The 22552-nt window shown below is 72.2% G+C and carries 22 protein-coding genes; 16 read left to right on the top strand and 6 right to left on the bottom strand.

Translation table 11 applies throughout. The features are described from left to right. The first annotated feature begins 1 nt into the window (after position 1). From ACPZVR_RS14195 to ACPZVR_RS14155, 9 genes are read left to right on the top strand one after another with little or no spacing between them, the layout of a single operon-like run. Positions 2 to 856 carry an MlaE family ABC transporter permease gene (locus ACPZVR_RS14195; RefSeq protein ID WP_436700238.1) on the top strand — a complete coding sequence of 285 codons (855 nt, stop codon included), beginning with the start codon at positions 2 to 4 and terminating at the stop codon, positions 854 to 856. Continuing rightward, a complete protein-coding gene (locus ACPZVR_RS14190) occupies positions 853 to 2253 on the top strand; it encodes an MCE family protein (protein ID WP_436700237.1) in 1401 nt (466 codons plus the stop codon). The genes ACPZVR_RS14195 and ACPZVR_RS14190 overlap by 4 nt, the downstream gene beginning before the upstream one ends. Next, positions 2250 to 3359 carry an MCE family protein gene (locus ACPZVR_RS14185; RefSeq protein WP_436700236.1) on the top strand — a complete coding sequence of 370 codons (1110 nt, stop codon included), beginning with the start codon at positions 2250 to 2252 and terminating at the stop codon, positions 3357 to 3359. Before ACPZVR_RS14190 ends, ACPZVR_RS14185 begins: the two co-directional genes overlap by 4 nt. Next, positions 3359 to 4372 carry an MCE family protein gene (locus ACPZVR_RS14180; protein ID WP_436700235.1) on the top strand — a complete coding sequence of 338 codons (1014 nt, stop codon included), beginning with the start codon at positions 3359 to 3361 and terminating at the stop codon, positions 4370 to 4372. Before ACPZVR_RS14185 ends, ACPZVR_RS14180 begins: the two co-directional genes overlap by 1 nt. Further along, a complete protein-coding gene (locus ACPZVR_RS14175; protein WP_436700234.1) occupies positions 4369 to 5415 on the top strand; it encodes an MCE family protein in 1047 nt (348 codons plus the stop codon). The genes ACPZVR_RS14180 and ACPZVR_RS14175 overlap by 4 nt, the downstream gene beginning before the upstream one ends. Continuing rightward, the gene (locus ACPZVR_RS14170; protein WP_436700233.1) at positions 5412 to 6764 is read left to right on the top strand and encodes an MCE family protein; all 1353 of its coding nucleotides are present in this window, start codon (positions 5412 to 5414) and stop codon (positions 6762 to 6764) included. Before ACPZVR_RS14175 ends, ACPZVR_RS14170 begins: the two co-directional genes overlap by 4 nt. Further along, a complete protein-coding gene (locus ACPZVR_RS14165) occupies positions 6764 to 7918 on the top strand; it encodes an MlaD family protein (RefSeq protein WP_436700232.1) in 1155 nt (384 codons plus the stop codon). The genes ACPZVR_RS14170 and ACPZVR_RS14165 overlap by 1 nt, the downstream gene beginning before the upstream one ends. Continuing rightward, complete coding sequence (locus ACPZVR_RS14160) at positions 7915 to 8640, top strand: hypothetical protein (RefSeq protein WP_436700231.1); 726 nt, start codon at positions 7915 to 7917, stop codon at positions 8638 to 8640. Before ACPZVR_RS14165 ends, ACPZVR_RS14160 begins: the two co-directional genes overlap by 4 nt. Then, positions 8637 to 9158, top strand: coding sequence for a hypothetical protein (locus ACPZVR_RS14155; protein WP_436700230.1), 522 nt, complete (start codon positions 8637 to 8639; stop codon positions 9156 to 9158). Before ACPZVR_RS14160 ends, ACPZVR_RS14155 begins: the two co-directional genes overlap by 4 nt. Positions 9159 to 9213: 55 nt before the next feature. On the opposite strand, the gene ACPZVR_RS14150 is transcribed toward ACPZVR_RS14155, so the two are convergent. Continuing rightward, positions 9214 to 9495 (bottom strand): helix-turn-helix domain-containing protein, encoded by a 282-nt coding sequence (locus ACPZVR_RS14150; RefSeq protein ID WP_436700229.1) that lies wholly within the window; start codon positions 9493 to 9495, stop codon positions 9214 to 9216. 167 nt (positions 9496 to 9662) lie between these two features. Between ACPZVR_RS14150 and ACPZVR_RS14145 the strand changes: the two genes are divergently transcribed. The 3 genes from ACPZVR_RS14145 to ACPZVR_RS14135 all read left to right on the top strand — a co-directional run bounded on the left by ACPZVR_RS14145 (position 9663) and on the right by ACPZVR_RS14135 (position 12438). Next, positions 9663 to 10034 carry a DUF6907 domain-containing protein gene (locus tag ACPZVR_RS14145; protein WP_436700228.1) on the top strand — a complete coding sequence of 124 codons (372 nt, stop codon included), beginning with the start codon at positions 9663 to 9665 and terminating at the stop codon, positions 10032 to 10034. Positions 10035 to 10156: 122 nt separating this feature from the next. After that, positions 10157 to 11380: a helix-turn-helix domain-containing protein gene (locus ACPZVR_RS14140; protein WP_436700227.1), complete on the top strand. Its 1224-nt coding sequence runs from the start codon at positions 10157 to 10159 to the stop codon at positions 11378 to 11380. 11 nt (positions 11381 to 11391) lie between these two features. After that, complete coding sequence (locus tag ACPZVR_RS14135; RefSeq protein WP_436700226.1) at positions 11392 to 12438, top strand: HAD family hydrolase; 1047 nt, start codon at positions 11392 to 11394, stop codon at positions 12436 to 12438. Between the two features lie 61 nt (positions 12439 to 12499). On the opposite strand, the gene ACPZVR_RS14130 is transcribed toward ACPZVR_RS14135, so the two are convergent. Both ACPZVR_RS14130 and ACPZVR_RS14125 read right to left on the bottom strand, forming a co-directional pair. After that, positions 12500 to 13369: a hypothetical protein gene (locus ACPZVR_RS14130; protein ID WP_436700225.1), complete on the bottom strand. Its 870-nt coding sequence runs from the start codon at positions 13367 to 13369 to the stop codon at positions 12500 to 12502. A 71-nt stretch (positions 13370 to 13440) separates the two neighbouring features. After that, positions 13441 to 14040: a mismatch-specific DNA-glycosylase gene (locus ACPZVR_RS14125; protein ID WP_436700224.1), complete on the bottom strand. Its 600-nt coding sequence runs from the start codon at positions 14038 to 14040 to the stop codon at positions 13441 to 13443. Between the two features lie 298 nt (positions 14041 to 14338). Here ACPZVR_RS14125 and ACPZVR_RS14120 point away from each other — a divergent pair, with 298 nt between their 5' ends. After that, entirely contained in the window at positions 14339 to 15550 is a 1212-nt protein-coding gene (locus ACPZVR_RS14120; protein ID WP_436700223.1) for a site-specific DNA-methyltransferase, read from the top strand. Between the two features lie 13 nt (positions 15551 to 15563). Here ACPZVR_RS14120 and ACPZVR_RS14115 read toward each other — a convergent pair whose 3' ends face one another. Further along, positions 15564 to 17051: a WS/DGAT/MGAT family O-acyltransferase gene (locus tag ACPZVR_RS14115; protein ID WP_436700222.1), complete on the bottom strand. Its 1488-nt coding sequence runs from the start codon at positions 17049 to 17051 to the stop codon at positions 15564 to 15566. Between the two features lie 181 nt (positions 17052 to 17232). On the opposite strand from ACPZVR_RS14115, the gene ACPZVR_RS14110 reads away from it, so the two are divergent. After that, the gene (locus tag ACPZVR_RS14110) at positions 17233 to 18861 is read left to right on the top strand and encodes an FG-GAP-like repeat-containing protein (protein ID WP_436700221.1); all 1629 of its coding nucleotides are present in this window, start codon (positions 17233 to 17235) and stop codon (positions 18859 to 18861) included. A 14-nt stretch (positions 18862 to 18875) separates the two neighbouring features. Here the strand turns inward: ACPZVR_RS14110 and ACPZVR_RS14105 are convergent, their stop codons facing one another. Further along, positions 18876 to 20003: a glutamate--cysteine ligase gene (locus tag ACPZVR_RS14105; protein WP_436700220.1), complete on the bottom strand. Its 1128-nt coding sequence runs from the start codon at positions 20001 to 20003 to the stop codon at positions 18876 to 18878. Between the two features lie 43 nt (positions 20004 to 20046). On the opposite strand from ACPZVR_RS14105, the gene ACPZVR_RS14100 reads away from it, so the two are divergent. Further along, positions 20047 to 21399: a threonine/serine exporter family protein gene (locus ACPZVR_RS14100; RefSeq protein ID WP_436700219.1), complete on the top strand. Its 1353-nt coding sequence runs from the start codon at positions 20047 to 20049 to the stop codon at positions 21397 to 21399. 136 nt (positions 21400 to 21535) lie between these two features. Next, entirely contained in the window at positions 21536 to 21814 is a 279-nt protein-coding gene (locus ACPZVR_RS14095; RefSeq protein ID WP_436700218.1) for a hypothetical protein, read from the top strand. 87 nt (positions 21815 to 21901) lie between these two features. Here ACPZVR_RS14095 and ACPZVR_RS14090 read toward each other — a convergent pair whose 3' ends face one another. Next, positions 21902 to 22519, bottom strand: coding sequence for a TetR/AcrR family transcriptional regulator (locus tag ACPZVR_RS14090; RefSeq protein ID WP_436700217.1), 618 nt, complete (start codon positions 22517 to 22519; stop codon positions 21902 to 21904). Positions 22520 to 22552: the final 33 nt, after the last annotated feature.

Raw genomic sequence — 22552 nt, 5'->3', positions numbered from 1 at the left:
CATGGCTGTCACCACTCCGCAGCCCCGGTTCTCGCCACCGCGACGGGTCGCGACGCGACCGGTCGACAAGCTGGCCCAGATCGGCGCCGACATGCGCTTCTACGGCGAGGTGCTGCGCCACATCCCCGCCACGATCCGCCACTACCCCCGCGAGGTGATGCGCCTGCTGGCCGAGGTCAGCTTCGGCTCCGGTGCCCTGGCCGTCATCGGCGGCACCGTCGGTGTGATGCTCGGGCTGACCCTCTCCGTCGGCCTCGTGGTCGGCATGCAGGGGTACGCCGCCCTCGACCAGATCGGCACCGCGACCCTCACCGGCTTCATCTCCGCCTACTTCAACACCCGCGAGGTCGCCCCGATGGTCGCGGCGCTCGCGCTCTCGGCGACCGTCGGCTCCGGCTTCACCGCCCAGCTCGGCGCGATGCGGATCAACGAGGAGGTCGACGCGCTGACGGCGATGGCCGTCTCCAGCGTCCAGTTCCTCGTCACCACCCGGGTCATCGCCGGCTTCGTCGCGATCATCCCGCTCTACGTGATCGGCCTGCTCACGTCGTACGCCGGGTCCCGGCTCGTGACCGTCTACATCTACGGCCAGTCCGCCGGCACCTATGACCACTACTTCGAGCTCTTCTTGCCCCCGATCGACATCCTGCTGTCGTTCGTGAAGGTGCTGGTCTTCGCGGTGATGATCATCCTGGTGCACTGCCGGATGGGCTTCTCCGCTTCCGGCGGCCCGGCCGGCGTGGGCATCGCGGTCGGCCGCGCGGTGCGCCGCAGCCTCGTCGCGGTGGCCCTGCTCGACCTGATCCTGTCCATGGCGCTGTGGGGCGCCACGACCACGGTGAGGATCGCGGGATGAGCGCGACCAGTCCAGGACGGATCCGCGACGTGGTCGTCGGGGCGTGCGCCCTCGCCACGACCGTCGTGCTGCTGACCGTGGCCTATCTCGCCTACCAACGGGTGCTCGTGCCGAGCGAGACGGTCACGCTGCGCACCGACGTGGTCGGCAACGCCATGCAGACCGGCTCCGACGTCAAGCTCAACGGCGTGCCCGTCGGGCGGGTGGAGCGGATCCGGCCCACCGAGGACGGCGCCGCGCTGTCCTTGGCGCTCGACCCCGACGTGCTGAGACTGCTGCCCGACAACGTCGTGGCCCGGCTGCTGCCCAAGACCCTCTTCGGCGAGCGGTACGTCGCGCTGGTCGAGCCCGGCGAGCCGAGCGGCAGCAACCTGCGCGGCGGCGACGTGATCCGCCAGGACGCCTCCGCCGAGGCGGCCGAGCTGCAGCAGGTGCTCGACGAGCTGCTGCCCGTGATGAAGGCGATCCAGCCCGACAAGCTCGCCGCGATGATGGGTGAGTTCGCCGAGATGCTGCGCGGCAACGGCGAGAAGATCGGCGACGCGATGTCGATCTGGCAGAGCTACCTGACCAAGCTCGAGCCGCTGGTGCCGCAGATGGCCGACGACCTGGCCCGGCTCGGCCGGGTCGCCGAGGAGTGGAACGTGGCAGCACCCGATCTGGTCGACGCGCTCGCCACGATGACCACCAGCACGCAGCTGCTCGTCGACGAGCAGACCCAGCTCCGCGACGTCTACGCCAGCGTCATCGGCTCCGCCGACACCACCCGCGGCTGGGTGGCGAGCAACCACAACACGATCACCGTGCTGTCCAAGGAGAGCCGCCGGGCGCTGCGGGCCACGTCGCCCTACGCCTCGCAGTTCCCGTGCCTGTTCCGCGCGGTGCGCGGCTACATCCCCAAGATGGAGCAGGCCCTCGGCAAGGGCCAGGGCGAGCCCGGCCTGCACGCGGTGCTCCAGGTGGTCCCGACCCGGAGCAAGTACCTCGCCGGCCGCGACAAGATCACCTACACCAAGGGCAACCCCAAGCCCCGGTGCCCGTACGTCACCGGCCAGGTCGGCACCCAGCCGGCCCCGCGGGTCGCGGTCCCCGGCGCCGCCGACCCGGCCGCCGACACCGGCTGGCCGGCCAGCGGCACGCCCGAGCCGAGCGACGGTGAGTCCGGCTCGTCGGACGGCTCGGGGGAGCCGCCGGCGATCGCGCCGCCGCCGGGCACCACCGTGCAGTCCTACGAGTACGCGATGACCGGGCTGGGCGATGCCAACTCGCCCGGCGAGAACCAGCTGATCGCCGAGCTGATCGCGCCGACCCAGGGCATGGCCCCCGGCGACTACCCGACCTGGAGCAGCCTGCTCCTGGGACCGACCCTGCGCAACACGAAGGTGGTGCTGAAATGAGCGGCGCGTCCGACCGCCACCACCTGCGCTGGACGGCGGTGAAGGCCCTGGTGTTCACCGTGGCCACCGTCCTGGCCACCACGGTGCTCGCCCTGACGATCCGCAACAGCTCCGGTGGCGACGCGCAGGACTACGCGGCCGTCTTCACCGACGTCACGAGCGTCAGCCGCGGCGACGACGTACGGGTGGCCGGCGTGAAGGTCGGCAGCGTCACGGACGTGAAGATCACCGAGGGCCGGCTGGCCAAGGTGCGGTTCACGGTCCGCAAGGGGGTGCGCCTGCCCGACACCACGATCGTGCAGATCCGCTTCCGCAACCTGGTCGGCCAGCGCTATCTCGCGCTCGTGCAGCCGTCCGGGGTGACGAGCAGCCCGACGAACGCGCCGGTCGACGGCGACATCGCCCCGGCGAGCAGCACCACCGGCTCGACCGCATCCGGCGGCACCATCGAGCCCGGGCACACCTTCGGCGTCGAGCAGACCCGGCCCGCGCTGGACCTGACCCTGCTCTTCAACGGCTTCCAGCCGCTGCTGCGGATGCTCGACCCCGACGACGTGAACCGCCTCAGCGAGCAGATCATCGCGGTCTTCCAGGGCGAGGGCGCCACGGTGGAGGGGCTGCTGAAGAGCACCGCCTCGCTGACCACGACCCTGGCCGAGAAGGACCAGGTGATCGGCGAGCTCATCTCCAGCCTCAGCAGCGTGCTCACCACCGTCAACGAGCGCTCCGACCAGCTCGACACCACCCTGCTCACGATGCAGCAGCTGGTCTCGGGGCTCGCCGAGGACCGGGCCGCCATCGGCGGCGCGATCAGCGGCATGGGCGACCTCACCAGCAGCGTCGCCGACCTGCTGGGCCAGACGCGCCCGGCCGTGCGCAAGTCGATCCGTCACCTGGGCGAGGTCTCGGAGAACCTCGACGAGCACAGCGCGGAGGTCGAGTCCTTCCTCGAGCTGCTGCCCGTCAAGCTCGACCGGATCGGCCGCCTGAGCAGCTACGGATCGTGGCTCAACACCTATCTGTGCTCGATGGAGGGACGGATCCCCATGCCCGAGGGATACATGGGCGACCTCGGCGCCCTGCCGGTCGCGGAGAGGTGCCGGTGATGACCCGCTACCGCCGCTCGTTCGCCGAGCGCAACCTGGTCGTGATCGCCGTGGTCGGGATCCTCGTCCTCGGCGTCTCCTTCACCGCCGCCCTGAGGCTCTCGTCGCTGCCGTTCGTCGGCGACGGCAAGGTCCACGAGGCCGTGTTCGCCGAGTCCGGCGGTCTCAGCGCCGGTGACGAGGTCCGCGTGGCCGGCGTCCGGGTCGGCGAGGTCACCGAGGTCGACCTCCGCGGGCGCGACGTCGTCGTGCGCTTCCGCGCCAAGGGCGTCGACCTGCCCGACAAGACGTCGGCGGCGGTCAAGGTCAAGACCATGCTCGGCCAGAAGTTCCTGGCCATCGACCCGCTCGGCTCCGGTGAGCTGAAGGGCGCGATCCCGCGCGAGCGCACCTCGGTGCCCTACGACGTCAACGCGGCCTTCTCCGACCTGAGCGACAGCGTCGGCCGGATCGACACCGGGCAGCTCGAGCAGAGCTTCCGGTCGCTCTCCGACGCCTTCCGCGGCACCCCGGAGTCGGTGCAGCAGATGGTCGACGGGTTGACCGCGCTGTCGCGCACGATCTCGACCCGCGACGACGACCTGGCCGAGCTGCTCAAGGCGACCACCACGGTCAGCGGCACCCTCGCGGAGCGCCGCGAGCAGATCGCCGCGCTGATCAACGACGGGTCCGACCTGCTCGGCGAGCTGCAGCAGCGGCGCGATGCCGTCAACGCGATGCTCGTCGGCACCGCCGACCTCGGCGCCCAGGTCCGCGGCTTCGTCCAGGACAACCAGAAGGCGCTCGCGCCGGCCCTGGCCAAGCTCGACAAGGTCTCGGCGATCCTCGAGCGCAACCAGGACAACCTCGACAAGGCGCTGCGCCAGCTCGGCCCCTACTACCGCGTGCTGGCCTCGGCCACGGGCAACGGTCCCTGGGCCGACTCCTACCTGTGCGGCCTCTTCGACGACGACCTCAACCCGATCCTCGAGAACGACGTCGTCCGCAACTGCCACCCCGGAGGTGCCCGATGAATCAGCGCCAACGCCGGCTCGTGATCGGCCTGGTGGTCCTGCTCCTCGTCGCCGGCGGCTTCGGCCTCCGCGCGCTGCTGCGCGACGAGCCGGTGCGGTTCAGCGCGATGTTCGAGTCCACGGTCGGCCTCTACCCGGGCTCCGACGTGCAGGTGCTCGGCGTACCCGTCGGGCGGGTGACCGCGGTGAAGCCGGTCGGCGAGCAGGTCCGGGTCTCCATGGAGCTCGAGCCGGGCCGGGAGGTCGCCGCCGACACCGCGGCGGTCATCATCGCCCCGACCCTGGTCAGCGACCGGTTCGTCCAGCTGACCGAGCCCTGGGTCGCGGGGGAGGGCAGCGCCAAGCTCCGCTCCGGCGCCGAGCTCAGCCTCGACCGGACCGCCGTGCCCGTCGAGATCGACGACCTCTACGACGGACTCAAGAGCGTGTCCGACGCGCTCGGTCCCGAGGGGGCCAACCGCGACGGCGCGCTGAGCGACCTGCTCGAGGTCGCGGCGGCCAACCTCGAGGGGGAGGGCGAGGGACTCAACACGATGTTCCGGGAGTTCGGCGAGGCCAGCGCCACGCTGTCCGGTCTCGACGACGACTTCTTCGCCACCATCAGCAACTTCGAGAAGCTCAACGCGATGCTGCTCGCCAACGACGCGGCGGTCGGCGAGGTCAACAAGCAGTTCGCGGACGTCGCGGGCTATCTCGCCGAGGACCGTGACGACATGGGTGCCGCGGCGAAGAACCTCGGCGAGGCGATGCAGGTGCTCGACGACTTCATCCGCCAGAACCGCGGCAAGCTGAAGGACAGCGTCGACAACCTCGTGCCCACGACGAAGGTGCTGCGCAAGCAGCGCGACTCGCTGGAGGAGATGGTGCGGCTGGCGCCGCTGCTGATGCAGAACCTCCTCGACCTCTACGACCCGGAGCACAACGTGCTCGTCGGTCGCGGCAACCTCAACGAGGCCACGATCTGGGCCGACGCGCTCACCGCGCGGACGTCCGAGGACGCGCCGCCGACCATGTTCGAGGACGCCGGAAGGAGCCGACGATGAGGACCCGACGGACCCGACGCACCACACCCGCGCGGCGTCGTACCGGACGCTGGGCGGGGCTCGCCGCGGCCCTGGCGTTCGTCCTGTCCGGCTGCGGCCTCGGGGGCGGCATCTACAACGTGCCGCTGCCCGGCGGAGCCGACGTCGGCAGCGACCCGATGACGATCACCGTCGACTTCGCCGACGTGGTCGACCTCGTGCCGCAGAGCAGCGTGAAGGTCTCCAATATCGCCGTCGGCCGGGTCTCGAAGATCGAGCTCAACCCCGACGGGCTCAGCGCCCGGGTCACGCTGGTGATCCGCAACGACCTCGACCTCCCCGAGAACACCGCCGCCCGGCTGCAGCAGTCCTCGCTGCTGGGCGAGAAGTACGTCGCCCTGGTCCGGCCCGCCACGGCCGGCGGGGGCGAGCTGCGCACCGGCTCCCACATCGGAATCGCCGCGACCAGCCAGGTCGCCGAGGTCGAGCAGGTGCTCGGCGCCGTCTCCACCGTGCTGAACGGCGGCGCGGTCGGCAGGTTCCAGGAGATCTCGCGCGAGCTGCAGAAGGTCGCCGACGGCCGCCCCGAGCAGATCCGCGACTTCCTGCGCACCACGCGGGTCTTCGTGGAGAGCCTCGACGCGCGCAAGGACGCGATCGCCGACGCCCTCGACTCGCTCGCGAAGCTCTCCGCGACGCTCGACGACGACAAGGACAAGATCGCCACCGCGCTCGAGGGACTCAGCCCCGGCATGAAGGTCCTCGCCGAGCAACGGCCGCAGCTGGTCGCGATGCTCGAGTCGCTCCACCAGCTGAGCACGGTGACGATGCGCACGCTGGACGCCTCGAAGGAGGACATGATCGAGGACTTCCGGCTGCTCGAGCCGATCCTGAAAAACCTCGCCGCCGCCGGTGACGCGCTGCCCGAGTCGCTGCAGATCCTGCTGACCTACCCGTTCCCCGACGCCGTCCTGGGCGCCATCAAGGGCGACTACCTCAACGCCTTCGTGACGACCAACTACAGCTCGCTGCCGCCGGGCTGCGCCGCGATGGGCTGTCCCTGGGCCCAGCCCGGCTTCGACCTGACCGGCATCGCGTCCGGCCGGCCGGTGGCGCCGCGCACCACCGAGGAGGCCGCGCCGCCCGCGACCGAGGGGAAGGCCGGGGCCACCGAGTCGCCGTCGGGAGCGCCGGCGTCGCCGACGACCTCCCCGCCGTCGCCGTCGCTGCTGCCGCCGACCGACTCGCCGATCCCCGGTGTCCCGTCGCCGACGGTGCAGCTGCCCAAGCCCTCGGGCTCCGCGAGCCCGACGGGCCCGGCGGCACCGACCGGCACGCCGACGTCCGCTCCGACCGCTACGGAGGACTGATGCTCAACATCACCGCCAAGGCCAAACTGTTCGTCTTCATGGCGCTCGCGATGGTGACCACCACCTTCCTCGCGGCGCAGTACGTCGGCCTGGACCGCTATGTCGGCGGCTACCGCGTCACCGTCGACCTCACCGAGGCGGGGGGCCTGTTCGACAACAGCGAGGTCACCTACCGCGGTGTCCCGGTCGGCCGGGTCGAGAGCCTGGTCGCCACCGGCGACGGGGCTCGCGCCGTGGTCCGGATCAAGCCCGGCTCGCCCGACATCCCGGCCGACGTGGAGGCACGGGTCGTCAACCGCTCGGCCATTGGCGAGCAGTACCTCGACCTGCGCGGCGGTCCGCTCGGCGGCGAGAAGCTGGCAGAGGGCGACCGGCTGACCGTGAGCGCCGGCGGCCTGCCGCCGTCGCTCGACGGGCTGCTGCGCAGCGGCCGGGACTTCGTGGCGTCGGTGCCCTCCGACGCGCTGACCACGGTCATCGACGAGACCTACGACTTCTCCCGGGGCAACGGCCAGCACATGGCCCGCCTGGTCGAGACCTCCTCCGAGTTCGCCCGCACCGCCGACAAGAACTTCCTGGTCTCGGCCAGCCTGATCCGCAGCTCCCAGCAGGTCCTGGCCACCCAGGAGGCCTCGGCCGAGAGCTTCCAGAGCTTCAGCAAGGACATGTCCTTGCTGGCCGACGCGCTCGCCGAGCAGAACGACTCGTGGCGCGAGCTGATCCAGCAGACGCCGGCGGCCGCCCGCGAGCTGGGCGCCCTCTTCGCCACCGTCGGCCAGCCGCTCGGCGACCTGATGGGCAACCTGGTCTCGACCGCCCAGGTCTTCGGCACCAACGCCGCCGGCGTCCGGGAGACGCTGATCAAGCTGCCCGAGGGCATCAGCATCACCTACGCCGTGATGACCGCGAAGGGCATGCGGATGGGCGTCACGCCCACGTTCTTCAACCCCCTGCCGTGTGTGACCGGCTATGGTGCGACCGAGATGCGTCCCGGCCTGGACACCAGCCCCGGCAAGCCGTTCAACACCGACGCGGGCTGCACCACGCCGGCCGCGGGCAGCAATGTCCGCGGACCGAGCGCCGTGAAGGGCAAGCGCCCGGTCGGCGTGGACGTGACCGGCAGCCTGGAGGAGCTGATGGGAGGGACGCCGTGACGGGTGGACCGGACGGTACCGACGGGAGCGAATCGGCCGGCGGGTCGGTCGACACCGCGTCGACGGACGCGGCCGAGGAGTCCGCGGAGGCGTCACGGGAGTCCGCGGACGAGCGCACGCCCGCCGACGGGCCCGACCCGGCCGACGGGCCCGACCCGGCTGACGCGGGTCCCTCCGTCGTGGTCGTGGGCGCCGACGAGTCCGCGGGCGGCTCGCGACGATCGCTCCTCGGGCGCTGGACCTGGGGCCTGCTCGCCGCCAGTGTCGTGGCCGTCGTGGCGACGTACCTGTCGTGGAGCGGTGCCGACGACGACCCCGCGCTGGCGAGGGCCGAGCTGCGCGACCTCGCCATCATCGAGGGCACGGCCGCGGTGGAGACCATGAACTCGATGGACTACCGCGACGTCGACGCGGGGCTGGAGGCCTGGCGCTCGGTCACGACCGGCGTGCTGCGCGACCAGCTCGCCGCGATCGCGGCCGACGAGCGCCAGCTGCTCGCCGACCAGGGCAAGGTCGCCACCGGCCGGGTCGTGGAGGCCGCGCTCACCGATCTCACCGACCGCACCGCGACGATGATCGCGGCCGTGGAGGTCACCGTCGCCGACAAGGACCCCGCCCAGGAGCCCACCGTGAAACGCAACCGCTACAGCGCCGACCTCGTGCTGGTCGACGGCGAGTGGAAGCTCGAGAACCTCGGCCAGGTCCCGGTGGCGACGTCATGACGCGCGTCGGCGACCGGACCCAGATCGTCCGCGCGTGCGCGCTGATCGTCGCCATCGCCCTCATCGGCGTCGCGATCGTGCTCGGGCTGCGGGCGCAGAGCCTGCGCGACGACCCGGCCCTGGCCAACCGCGCCCTGCTCGACGAGGCGGCCGCCCGCGGGGTGACCACCGAGGTCTCGCGCGGGCTCGCCCAGGTGTTCAGCTACGACTGGTCGCAGCCCGGCATCACCAAGGCCGCGGCCGACCAGCTGCTCTCCGGCCAGGCGCGCGAGGAGTACGACACCCTCTTCGCCAGCCTCCAGGAGCGGGCTCCCGACCAGAAGCTGACGCTGAGCACCCAGGTCCAGATCGCCGGGGTGCAGCGCCTCACGGAGACGAAGGCGACCCTGCTGGTCTTCCTCGATCAGTCGAGCAGTCGGGCCGAGGACGAGGAGTCGTCGGTCTCGGCCGCCCAGCTGCGCGTGGAGGCGGAGCGCGACGGCCGGGCGTGGGTGATCACGGCGCTCACCCCGCTGTGAGCCGGGGGGCGGCCCGGACCCGGGCTCGGCCCGGCCCCAGGCCCAGCCTGCAGGATCAGGCGCCCTGGGTCAGGTCGGGAGCCCAGACGGGGAGCAGCGAGCCGAGGGACACGCCGAGCGCCTGGCTCAGGGCCAGGGCGTTGCGCAGGCTGAGATTGGCCGGCGAACCGGGCTTGGACTCGCCCTTCTCGTACTGGCGATAGGTGTTGGCGGCGATCCCGGCGCGTTGCGCGACACGCTCCTGGCTCAGCCCACGGTCGTGGCGGGCCCGCTGGAGGTTGACGCCGAGCTCGCGGACGTAGGCATCCCAGGAATGGTCGGCAGGCGAGGAGGACACGGGGTCAAGCATGCAGCGAATCACCGACACAGATGTACATACTGGTATGTGGATATGTGGTGATCGGAAGGTCTTGTGGACAACGTCCGACCGACAGCGGCAGTTGTCGGGGCTGGTTCCTAGTCTCCAGAGACCGTCACCATCCGCCCGGACTCCGGAGGCAGATCATGGAGAGCTCGCGCCCCACCTGGCTCGATGAGCCGTGCCCGCCGTGGTGCCTGCGCGAGCACGACGAGGACGACCACCCGGAGGACCGCGAGCACCGCGGCGAGGCGATCGACGTGGCGGTCGTCGCCACGGGTGACGATGCTGTACCCGTGACCGATGCGCTGAGCCACCTCGACCTCGTCGTCCAGCTCCACCGTCGCATCGGGATGCCGCTGGAGTGGATCAGCATCGAGCCGGCCGAGGCGCGGCAGCCTCGCCTGGCCCTCACGCGCGGCTCGGCCCGGGCGCTGGTGGCGGCCCTGCGCCGCGTCGACGGCCGCCCGGGACCGGGGTCCCTGGTCGAGATCCCGGACGATTTGTCACCTGGATGACAACTGACGACAGGTGCCCGGAACGCGTCGGCCGCGTGTGAGGATCGATTCAGGACAGGAGTGAGACTGTGACCGGTGACACTGAGCGCCCCGGGGGAGGCGGTGATCAGAGGGAGGGTGCCGTGCCGGACGCAGCGATGCAGATGGACTCCTCCGAGACGGCGCGGCTCGTCCTTCCTCCCGTCCGGCGCCGGCTGCCGCGCATCGCCCAGCAGGTCACCGAGGAGATCCGGTCCACCGTCCCGGGCTTCGCCGACAGCGACCACCGTCAACAGCTGATCTCCACGGCCGTCAACAGCGCCGCCGCCTACTTCCTCGCCAGCGCGCTGGGCGAGCCGGTCTCCTCCATGGCCTCCGACGACCTGTTCCGCAAGATGGGCTTCCGTGAGGGCGGCACCGGCGCCGACCTGTCCGCGCTGGACAGCGCGGTCCGGGTCGCCGCCGGCACGTACTGGGCCGAGATCCGGGTCGAGGCGGCGCGCCTGGGTGTCTCGCCGTACGCCCTGGAGGATCTCCGCGACGCCCTCGACAGCTACGTCGACCACCTGCTGGCCCAGGCCCGCCAAGGTCACGACGCCGGCAGCGCCGCGCGCGAGCAGGACAGCGGGCTCGCCCGGCGCCGGCTCGTCGACGGCCTGCTCTCCGGCGCGGACCGCGAGGACATCGAGGCGTACGCCGAGGTGGCGCTGTGGCCGCTCCCGCCGCTGCTCGTCGTGGCGGCCGTCGAGCTTCCGGGGGGTGCGCGTCTCGACCCGAGTGTGCTTCCCTCCTCCGTGCTGTGCCGGACCGCATCGGGGCGGGCCGCGTTGATCTCGAGCGAGGACGTCATGGCGGATGCGATCGCCACCGTCAGGAGCCAGCTGCCGACCGCGCGGGCCGCGGTCTGCTGGCCGGTCGAGCCGCGGGACGCGTCCTCGGCCCACCGATGGACCCAGCGCGCCCTGGCGCTGGTGGGCAAGGGCATCCTGCCCGCGCGCCCGGTCCTCGACTGCCGGGCCTACCGCACCGAGATCTGGCTGCACGCCGAGCCCGTCATGCGCCGGCAGCTGGCGCAGGAGCTGCTCCAGCCCCTGCTGGAGGAGACGCCCAACTCGCGCGAGATCCTGTCCGAGACGCTGCTGGTGTGGCTCGAGACCCGCGACAGCGCCCCCGCGATCGCTGCCCGGCTGGGCGTGCACCCGCAGACGGTGCGCTATCGCTGGCGGCGCATCAACCAGCTCTTCGGCGAGGCCCTGCACGACCCGGAGTACGTCGTCCAGCTGACCCTCGTGCTCAAGGCCAGCATCGCGCTGTGGGTCGCGGGCGACCAGAGCGACTTCGAGCGATACTCGGGGCGCGCTCAGTGAGAATGGTGATCGTGCTCCTCGTCCTGCTCCCGGCGATGGTCGGCCTGCTGCTGCCGCTGCCCGGCTGGCTGGCCCTGCGGCGTGCCCGGCACCAGGGGGTGGGCTTTCGCGACCGCTCCGCCCTGCACGCGGCGCGGGAGGTGGACACCGTCCTCCTCGACCGCTGGGGCACGATCACCACCGGGGAGCTCGTGGTCAGCGACATCGACCCGATCGAGGAGGGCAACGAGCGCAACCTGCGCTGGTTCGCGGCCGCGCTCGAGCATGCCGCCGACGACCATCCGGTCGGCCGCGCGATCGCCCGCCTCGCCGGTCCCGGCCGGCTCACCGCGGTCGAGTCCTTCCCCGGCCGCGGCATCAGCGGCGCCGTCGACCGGCACCCGGTCCGCGTGGGCAGTCCCGGCTGGCTCGGGATGGAGGCCCGCGACGGCCTCGGCACCACGATCGGCGTCGAGGTCGACCACCGGCCCTTCGGCTACCTCACGGTGACCGACCAGGTCCGTGCCGACGCGGCCCTGGCGGTGGCCCGGCTGCGGGCCGCGGGGATCCAGCCGATCCTGCTCTCCGACGGCTCCGCCCTCGACACCGAGCACCTGGCGCAGTCCTGCGGGATCGACAAGTGGCTCCTCGGCAAGGACCCCGCCCACCGCGAGCAGCTGGTCCGCGACCAGCGCGGTGGCGGCCACACGGTCGCCCTGGTGGCGCGCGACGCCGGCAACGCGGCGGCCCTGGCCGCGGCCGACCTCGCGTTCACCGACGACCCGGAGGCGGGCGCGGCGACCGTGCCCGCGACGCGGTCCGGGGCGGGCCTGATCCCGCACGCACGCCTGGCCGACCTCGACGCCCAGCGGGTCGCGCATGCCCTGGAGCTCGCCCGCGCCCTGCCCGGTGTCGTGGTCCGGACCCGGCTCGCCGGCGTGCTCGCCACCGGCGTCGGTGCCCTGCTCGTGGGCCTCGACCGGCTCAGCCTCATCGGCGCCGCCGGCTGCGCGGCCGTCGGCGTCCTCGCGGTGGTGCTCGTGGCGATGTGGTCGTTGGAGCGCCGCCGGCTCAGATGATCAGGCTGAGCCCTGTTCGCGGGCTCAGCGCCGCCCGCCACTCGCCGAGTCAGTCGTCGAGTCAGTCGTCGATGACCTCGGAGAGGCCGTCGGCGGTGATGGAGCGGCGTAGCCAGTCGTCGAGGACGGCCAGATCGGTGGTGGTCTCGATCCGATCCCGGATCTCCTCGGGGACCTCGATGCCGCGGGTCGTGAGCACGAGCAGGACGTCTTGGGCCTTGCCCTGGGCGATGCCCTTCGCCTCGGCTGCGCGGAACTCGGCGCTGAGCCATTGGCTCTTGTAGGGGGTGGCGGTCATGAAGTCCTCCCAGCGGGTGCGGGCGCTGCCGGCGAGGCCGGTGAGCACGATGTCATGGTAACGGAGCGCGTGGTCCGGGCCAGCCGCCTGCAGTGCCGCCGCGAGGGCCGGGAACGCGGTGTCGAGAGCGGCGTCGCGGCTGTGGGCGAGGGCCGAGAGCACCGCGAGGGCCGGACTGCGCTCGGCGGCGACCGGGTCGGTGATCAATGGGACCTGGTCGGGCGTCAGCACGAACGGGTGCAGGATATTGCTGATGCCGTCGGTCTCGAAGTAGCGCCGGTAGCGCTCCCCGACCCGCGCGACCGGACAGTAGACGAGCAGGGCCGCCGAGACGTCGAGTTCGGCCTCGACATGGGTGAGGTAGAGACGCCAGGTGCGCCGCTTCCTCCGGTCCCAGGCGCGCTGGACCTCGAGCACGATCGCCAGAACCGGACGTCCGTCCGCGTTCTCATAGACGAGGACGGAGTCGGCGTGATAGGTCGCCGGCACGGTGAGCTGGATGTCGTCGGCATGCAGTCGGGCGCGGACGTGCTCGGGGAGCTCGACGCCGAACACCTCGGTCAGCAGCTGCGTGGCCAGACCGGGGTCATGGCGGGCGAGGGCGATCGGCGCCTCGTGCTCCGAACTGGGCATGGGGCGAGTCTGTGGCCGACGCCCGACTCATCGGGGTCCTTGTCCACAGCCGCGAGCCGAACGAGCGCGGCTCAGATGATGCCCGCCGCCTGGGCGACCTCGCGATAGGCGGCGGCGAGGGAGGGCACGGTCTCGTGGGCGTTGAGACCGCTCGGATTGGGGACCACCCACAGCTCGGCCCCGGACCACAGGTCGTCCAGGGTCTCGGGCTGGCGGCCGGGGACGGCCTTGGGCACTCCGAAGGCCGTGCGGTACGCCGTGATCCCGGCGATCGCCACGACCCGCGGCCGCTCGCGGGCGACCAGCTCGGTGAGCCGGCGGCCACCGACCCGCAGCTCCTCCGCGCTCAGCTCCGAGGCCTTCGCCGTGGCGCGGTGCACGACGTTGCTGATCCCGATCCCGCGCTCGCGCATCATCGTGCGCTCCGCCTCGCCCATCCCGTCGGCCGGGTCGACCGGCTCGGTGATCACGCCGCCGAGCAGCAGGGCGGGGTAGAAGCGGTTGCCCGGGTGCGCGAAGTGGGTCTGCGTCGCCGCGGTCCACAGGCCGGGGTTGATGCCGACGAACAGCAGCTTCAGCTCCTGGCCCGGCGCGTTCGGGAGCAGGTCGGGGACCACCGCGTCGCGGAAGGACTCCAGCTCGGCGCGGGTGAAGGAACGACGGCGGCTCACGCCAGGGATCATGTCATCGTCGTGTGGATCCGGTCGCACCAGACGCGACCAGAGCCACACGACGATGACGGTGGGTCAGCACCCGGGGCAGCTCGTGCTCCGACCGGTCCAACCCCGCCGGTCGAGCAGTTGGCCGATGCTCCACGCCGTGTGGCACTGGCTGCCGAAGACCTGACCCCAGCCGAGGCGTAGGGTCTCGCGCCCGGCCACCGCGGCGTCGAGGTCGCGGTCCAGATCACCGTCCCTGGGTGCAACCGACCTCGCATCGGCCTGTGGAAGACGTGCGAGGATCGGCTCCGTGGGCGCCGAGCCGGGACCGTGGAACACCTTCATCGAGGGCGACAACCTCGATGTGCTCGCCGCCGTGCTCGACGGCAGGCCCGGCGCGGTGCCGACGGAGTACGACCTGATCTACCTCGACCCGCCCTACAACACCGGCAACGACTTCGCCTACCGCGACGACTTCAAGGGCAAGCGCGGTGCGGGCCCGGCCGGACGGCACGCGACCTGGCTGTCCTACCTGCGGCCCCGGATCGAGGCCGGGCACCGGGTGCTCGCCGAGACCGGAGCGTTGTTCGTCAGCATCGACGACCACGAGGTCGCCCACCTGCGCCTGCTGCTCGACGAGGTGTACGGCGAGGCGAACTTCCTGGCCCAGATCGTGGTGAACCTCAACCCGAAGGGCAGGCAGCTCGGCAGGGGGTTCGCGACGTCGCACGAGTACCTCCTCGTCTATGCCAAGGACGCCGCCCGGTGTGTCCTCGACGCCTCGTCCGCGCACACCGTGGTGGAGGCGGACTTCCCGGTGGAGGCGCCGGACGGCCGCCGCTACCGCCGGCTCCCGCTGCGCAACACCAACAAGCGGTTCAACCCGCTCTCCACGCCGACGCTGCACTACGCGCTGTGGGGCGATCCGGGCACCGGGCGGGTGGCGACGGCGCCGTTCGACGGGGCGGTCGAGGTCAAGCCGGTCTTCGGCGACGGCTCTCCGGCGGTGTGGCGATGGTCCCGTCCGCGGGTCGACGAGCGCCCCGACGATCTCGAGTGCCGCGTCGTCCGTGGCGCGCGGGGGGAGCGGGTCGACATCTACCAGCGCGACTGGCGACACCCGGTGGGCGGCCGGCGGAAGAAGCTGCGCACGATCTGGCTCGCCGAGGAGATCGGGTCGACGGACACGGCGGTCGCCGAGCTCAAGGAGCTGGTCGGGCACGTCTTCGAGTCCCCGAAGCCGACCGGGCTGCTGCTGCGGGTCCTCGGCACGATGCCCGACGACGCGCGGGTGCTCGACTACTTCGCCGGCAGCGGCACCACCGGCCACGCCGTGGCGCTGGCGAACGCCGCCGACGGCGGCCGGCGGACCTGCCTGTCGGTCAACTCCGCCGAGCCCACCCGGGCCGGCTCCAATGCGGAGCGCGCGGGGTACGCGACGGTCTCGGCGATCACCCGGGCCCGGCTGCGAGCCGTCGCCGAGCGGGTCGGCGGCGGGTTCGCCGAGCTCGGCGCCGAGTAGTCGGTCAGGCCGGTCAGGAGACTCCCGCGGCCTTCTCGAGCGCCGCGAGCTCGTCGTCGAGGAACGTCAGCAGTCGTTGCAGGTGCGGCACGGTGCGGCGGCAGCCGGTGAGGCCGAAGCCCATGTTGCCGGCGTAGGAGGTGCAGGTGATGTTGAGTGCCATGCCGTTGATGGGGATGGAGACCGGGTAGTTGCCGACGAGCTGCGCGCCGTTCCAGAAGTGGGGGACGCGCGGACCGGGCACGTTGCTGATGATCAGGTTGTACGGCGGCCGGACGATGCCCTGCATCCGCAGCATGGGCACCACGATGGACGGCGCGACGCCGAGCGCGCTCATCGCCACGATCTGGGCGGGCGTCATCGACGAGAGCGCCTCCTTGCCGTCCTTCATGGACTGGCTGATCGTCCGCAGCCGGTCGGCCGGGTCGGCCCGGTCGGTGGCGAGCCGGACCATCACCGAGCCGATCGCGTTGCCGCCGTCGGCCGAGGGCGTCCCGGCCTGGCGCCCCTTGAGGCCGACGGGGACCATCGACACCATGGACTGCTCGGGCAGCGCGTCGAGCTCGGTCAGGTAGGTGCGCATCGCGCCGCTGCACATGGCGAGCACGACGTCGTTGATCGTCGTGCCGGTGGCCTTGCCGACACCGCGGATCCGCTCGACCGGCCAGTCCTGGGCGGCGAAGCGGCGGGCGCCGGTGATCGACTGGTTGAAGATCGTGCGCGGCGCGGCGAGCGACACCGCGGAGGTCTCGTTGCGCAGGCCCTTGCGCAGGGTCCTGACCAGTGCGAGCGGCATCCCCGCCGCGTCCGCGCTGACGCTGAGCGCCGTGCGGACCGCGTCGCCGGGCAGGTCGGCGATCGTCCGCGCCGCGGTGGCCGCGGCGTCGACGGCCGCGGCGGGCAGTGAGTCCGGGCCATCGGAGTCGGGGGCATCGGAGTCGGCGGAGTCGGGCCGACGCCGGCGGGAGGCGCCCTCGGCGAACGGCGCGGGCATGCCGCGACGGTCGGCGTCGGAGGACAGCACGCTCGCCATCAGCCGCATCGCGGAGATGCCGTCGACGAGTGCGTGGTGGAGCTTGGTGTACATGGCGATCCGGCCGTCGGCCAGTCCCTCGATGACATGCGTCTCCCACAGCGGCCGCTCCCAGGCGAGCCGGGTGGAGTGCAGCCGGCCGACGAGCTCGAGCAGCTCGCGGACCCGACCCGGCTGGGGCAGCGCGCTGTGCCGGACGTGGTGCTCGATGTCGAACTGCTCGTCCTCGTGCCAGACGAGGGTGCCACCGGTCCGCACCGACCGGTGGGGGTGCTTGAGGAAGAGCGGCGCGATCCGCTCCGTGTCGCGCATCGCCTCGAACATCTCCCGGACGTACGCCGGTCCCGCGTCTGCCGGTGGCTCGAAGAGCTGGAGGCCGCCCACGTGCATCGGCATGTTGCGACTCTCGGCGAGCAGGAAGGCGGTGGCGGTCGGGTCGATCAGGCGGTTGCCGGGAACGGAGACCACGGAGCACCCCTTTCGTCGCAGGTGGCCTGATCCTTGCGTGTCGTGACGGGCGTCACAAGCGCTCCGAGTCGATCGCGCCTCGCGGAGGAGCAGGCGTGAGCGGCGACCCGGTGGGGTAGGAGGGCCGCACCGCGGCCGCACCGGAACGGATGGGGCTGCCCGCGACGATGGGAAATGGGCCTTGAGCAAGATCACCCCACCCGGCTGGTACCCGGACGGCGACGGCTGGGAGCGGCGCTGGGACGGCGACGCCTGGACCGACGACCGGCGGCAGATGACGCGGTTCGCACCCGCCGACGAGTCGACCCGGGCCCGCTCCACGACGCCCCCGGCCACGACGCCCCCGGCCACGACGCCCCCGGCCACGTCGTACCCGGTGCCGGTCGTGCACCCGCAGCCGTCGGTCCATCAGCCGTTCCCGCCGTCGAACCCCCCACAGTCGGCCGCCCCGCCCGCCCACCCGGCCGCGCCCGCGCCGTCCCCGGCGGCCTGGCCGCCGTCGCCCGGCACCGGCGCGCTCCCACCGGCGTACGGCGCGCTGCCGTCCGGGCCGTCCGGGCCGTCCGTCCCCTCCGGGCCGTCGGCCCCGTCCGGGCAGCGTCGCGGACGCCTCGGCCTGTGGATCGCGCTCGCCGTTCTCCTCGTCCTCCTCGCCGCCACCACCGGGGCCCTGGCGGCGCTGCGCCCCTGGGCGGAGGACACCCCGAGCGCCACCGAGGGTGGCGGGGGCGGCGGGGGCGGCGGGGCTGACGGGGCCGACCGGCCCGCCGCGATCCAGGGCGACGTCGACGTCGACGGCGACGGCAACGGCGACGCGATCTACTACTTCTCCCCGGACTACGACAGCACCCGGAAGATCACGGCGGCCAGCAACGGCACGGTCTTCACGACCAGCGAGCTCGCCGTCGAGGAGGCGAGCGAGCCCGACGAGCTCCACCTCGACTGGGACCGCGACGGCGCCAACGAGGTGCTCACCTGGTCGTTCGTCGACGACGCCAACCAGCTGACCCTGTCGTCCTCCGACCGGGAGTTCCCCGGCGACCAGACCTTCCGGCTGCAGCTGTCGTCGCTCAAGGAGTTCGGCGTGCGCATCCAGGTCCAGCCGGGCGACTTCGACGGGGACGGCGCCGTCGATCTCGCCGTCGCGGGACCCAACGACCGGGTCGTCGACGTCCAGGTCCTCCTCGGCGACGGCGCGGGCGGGTTCGCCGAGCCAGTGCGCTGGGCCGCGCTGACCAACGCCACGGTCGACTCGACCGAGATCCGCGCGGGGGACTTCGACCACGACGGCCGAACCGACCTGTGGGCACGGGTGCCGGCGGAGCGCCTGGCCGACGAGGACTACTCCGGCTACTACTCCGGCGACCAGGGCTACGCGATGCTGACCTCGACCGGGTCCGACTTCGAGGTCGGCGCCGTCTTCGAGAGCGGCATCTACGCCGACGCCTATCTCATCGGCGACGTCACCGGCGACGGCACGACCAACCTGGTCACCGTCGAGGCCAGCAGCTACGACGAGGCGCTCGAGGTCAAGGTCTACGACCTGGCCACCGGCCGGCCGCGCGAGGTCGTCGGCTTCACCGGTTCCTCCACGATCGGCAAGCGCAGCCTCCAGGGCGCCACCCTCAGCGATGTCGACGGCGACGGTGACGGCGACGTCGTCTTCGTGGTCAAGGCGCTCCAGGAGTCGAAGTTCACCGGCGTGCAGGTGATGAGGTCGACGGGGACCGCGTTCGAGCCAGCGACGGTGTGGGCCGAGACCCCGCCGTGCGACAGCGCGGACTGCCGGATCGAGTTCCCCGGCTCGTAGCCCGGCGCCGCTGGCTAGAGCCCGGCCTTCAGCTCCGCGACCACCGAGTCGACCACGGCCACGAGGTCGTTGCCGGTGCGCTCGGCGACCGCTCGCTGGCGGACGTACGACGGCCCGCGGGTCGCGATCTCCAGCACCGACGCCAGCTCCGTCGTGCAGCCCAGCCGGGCGGCGACCGGCTCCAGGCGGGGCACGAGCTCGGCGAGGTCCTCGGTGACCAGGCGCTCGCGCGAGTCGCCGTCGAGGATCACGATGGCGTCGACGCCGTAGCGGGCGGCTCGCCACTTGTTCTCCTGCACGTGCCACGGCGGCATCGTGGACAACCGCTCGCCGGCCGCGACCCGCTCGTCGAGCCAGACGACCAGGCAGTGCATGAGCGCGACGAGCGCCTCCATGTCGGCGAGCGTCGAGACGCCGTCGCAGATCCGGTTCTCCAGCGTGCCGTGCTTGATCGCCGGGCGCAGGTCCCAGCGGATCTCGCTGAGCTCGTCGATCACGCCCGTCGTGAGCTGGTCGTGGGCGAAGTGCTCGAACTCCTCCCACCGCTCGAACTGGAACGGCAGCCCGGCCGTCGGCAGCTGCTGGAACATCAGCGCCCGGTTGGAGGCGTAGCCGGTGTCGACGCCCATCCAGATCGGTGAGGACGCCGAGAGCGCCTGGAGATGGGGGTAGTAGGTGAGCAGCCCGGTCAGCACCTGCATCACGCGCTCGCGCTCGGGGAGGCCGACGTGCACGTGCACGCCCCAGATGAGCATCTGCCGCCCCCACCACTGGGTGCGGTTGATCAGCTCGGCGTAGCGGTGGCCCTCGGTGAGCTGCTGCCCGGTCCAGTCCGCGAACGGATGGGTCCCCGCGCCGTAGAGATCGAGGTCGAGGTCGTCCGCGGCGGCCGAGACGTAGCGCAGCGTGTCGCGCAGGTCGGCCATCGCCTCGCCCACCGTCGCGCAGACGCCGGTGACCACCTCGACGGTGTTCTTGAGCAGCTCCTTGTGGAGCTTGCCCGGCGTGGGCATCCGCGGCTTGGCCCGCGCGAAGAGATGGGCGGCGTCGTTGCGGAGGTCGCGGGTGCGCCGGTCGACCAGTGCGAACTCCCACTCCACCCCCAGGGTCGGCGCGGGCGAGCCGTGGAAGTCGATGCGCACGCGTCCAGGGTAGGGCCGTGCGCGGACCTGACACCATGGCGACATGGACGACCTGCGGACCCTGCACCGCACGCTCGACCTGTGCCTCAAGGTGGGGGAGGTGCTGCTGTCCTCCGGCGCCGGCGCCCCGGACGTGGTCGCGACGATGCGCGCGCTGGCCCGGGCGCTCGGCGTACGCCACACGCAGGTCGACGTCACCTTCACCTCGCTGGCGATGAGCGTCCAGCAGGGACCGGACGAGCCGCCCGTCGTGCAGCTGCGGGCGGTCACCCAGCGCGAGATCGACTACGAGGACCTCACCCGGGTCGACCACCTGGTGCGCGAGGTGGTCGCCGGTCGCATCGATCTCGAGGGGGCGCGCACCGAGGTCGCGCGGATCGTCTCCTCCGGCCACGCCCGGCCGCGGTGGGCCGCCACCTTGGGCTGGGGAGTGATGTGCGCGGGCGTCGGGCTCCAGCTCGGCGGCAACCTGGTCGTCGTACTCGTGGCGCTGCTGGCGGCGATCTGCATCGACCGGCTCCAGCTGCTCATGACGCGGCGGCGACTGCCCGGGTTCTACCAGCAGGTCGCGGGTGGCGTGGTGGCCACGGTGCTCGCGGCGCTCGGCACGCGGCTGGCCGAGCCGTGGGTGCACCTCAACGCGTCGCTGGTCGTCACCGCGAACATCATCATGCTGCTCGCCGGCATCGGCTTCATGGGCGCGATCCAGGACGCGCTGTCGGGCTTCTTCGTCACGGGCGGTGCCCGGATCCTCGAGGCGGTGCTCGCCACGGCCGGCATCATCGCCGGCGTCAGCGGCGGACTCTCCCTGTGCGCCGCGGTCGGCCTGGACATCCCGGAGCTCACGCTGCCCCGCTTCGACCTCGTGGGCGTGAGCGCCGTCGGCGTCGGCGGCGCGGTCGCGGCGGCGGCCTTCGCCTTCGCGTCGTACGCGCCCCTGCGCACGCTCCTGCCCGTCGGCGTCCTCGGCGGCATCGCCCTCGTCGTCACGCAGCTGGTGGTCGAGGCCGGGTTCGGGCGCACCTGGGCGGTCGGCCTCGCGGCCTTCCTGATCGGTCTGTTCGGCTACACCATCGGCCGCACCTTCCGGGTGCCGCCACTCGTCGTGGTGGTCTCCGCCGTCGTCCCGCTGCTCCCCGGCCTCTCGATCTACCGCGGCCTGTTCCTGCTCGGCGAGGACGGCGGCCAGCAGGCGGCCCAGGGCCTGCTCGCCATGGTGACCGCCGCCTCCATCGCGATCGCCCTGGCCTCCGGCGTGATCCTCGGCGAGTACGTCGCCCAGCCGGTCATGCGGGAGGCCCGCCGGGTCGAGGCCCGCCTCGCGGGTCCTCGCCTCGTGGGCGTCACCCGGGTCCGCCGCCGCACCCGGTCGCGGGCCCGCCTGCGCGGCGAGTGACGGCCCGCGCGGGGACCCGGAGGTTTCACCGGATGTTTGCGTGGGAGGCTTCCCACGCTTCCCGCGCCGCGGCGCGCATGCGCGAGCGTGCGGGATGCGCAACGCAGATCATCCGCCTGACTACGGGAGACAACCCATGAAGAAGACCACCCTCGGCCTCGGCAGCATCGTTCTCGCGGCTGCCTTCTCGCTCACCGCGTGCGGTGGCGCTGACGAGGGCAAGCTCGCCGAGGAGTACTGCGAGCTGGCCAAGGACGCGCAGGAGGCCGCCGAGTCGGGCGACGCCGACAAGGTCCAGAAGGCGACCGACGCCCTCCTGGAGTGGGCCGACGACAACAAGGACGAGAAGGGCGACGAGAAGGAGTTCACCGACGCCGTCAAGGACGAGTGCGGCGACGTGGCGAACCTGCCCTGATCCCTCTTCGCGTTCTCGCGAGCCGGGCTCCCGCTGTGCCAGCGGGGTCCGGCTCGTCGCATTTCGCGGGGCGCGGCGCGGGTGACGTCAGCCCGGCAAGCCCGGCAGGGTCTCGATGATCGCGGGGAGGGACGCGGTGATCACCTGGAGCAGGTCCTCGCGGGAGAGACCCGCGGGCGTGTCGCACCAGGTGAGGACGAGGTCCTCGACCATCGCCTGCCAGGCGTGGATGACGAGGCGGACCGCGGGGGTGTCGGGGAGCTCCAGGGTGCCGGTGTCGACGGTGAAGAACCGGTCGGCGAGGGCCGCGAAGGTGGTCTCGTAGATCGCCCGCAGCGCGTCGTTGCTTCCCGAGGCCGCCTTGACCAGGGAGCGGTAGCCGGCCTGGTTGGAGATGACGTAGTCGACGTAGCCGGTGAGCGAGCCGAGCAGCCGCTCGAGCGGCTCGCCCTCGCTCGGGGGAGCGGTCCGGGCGTAGAGGTCGTCGGCGGCGTGCTGCACGACGGCCTCGTAGAAGCCCTGCTTGCCGCCGAAGTAGTGGTACAGCAGCCCCCGAGAGATGCCGGCCTCCTCCGCCAGGAGGTCGATGGACAGCTCGTCGAGCGACCGGGTCGCGAGCAGCCGGACGCCGATGTCGAGCAACTGGGTGCGCCGCTCGTCCGGCGTGAGCCGGGTGCGGGAGGTGGTCGCGGTCACGCGGCCCATCCTATTGACAGATGTTCAATAGCGCCAATAGCG

Origin of the sequence: Nocardioides segetis (genome assembly GCF_051390595.1) — a bacterium.
Classification (GTDB): domain Bacteria; phylum Actinomycetota; class Actinomycetes; order Propionibacteriales; family Nocardioidaceae; genus Nocardioides.
Note: the sequence above shows the minus strand (reverse complement) of the source record. Positions and strands in the feature narration are given on the sequence as shown.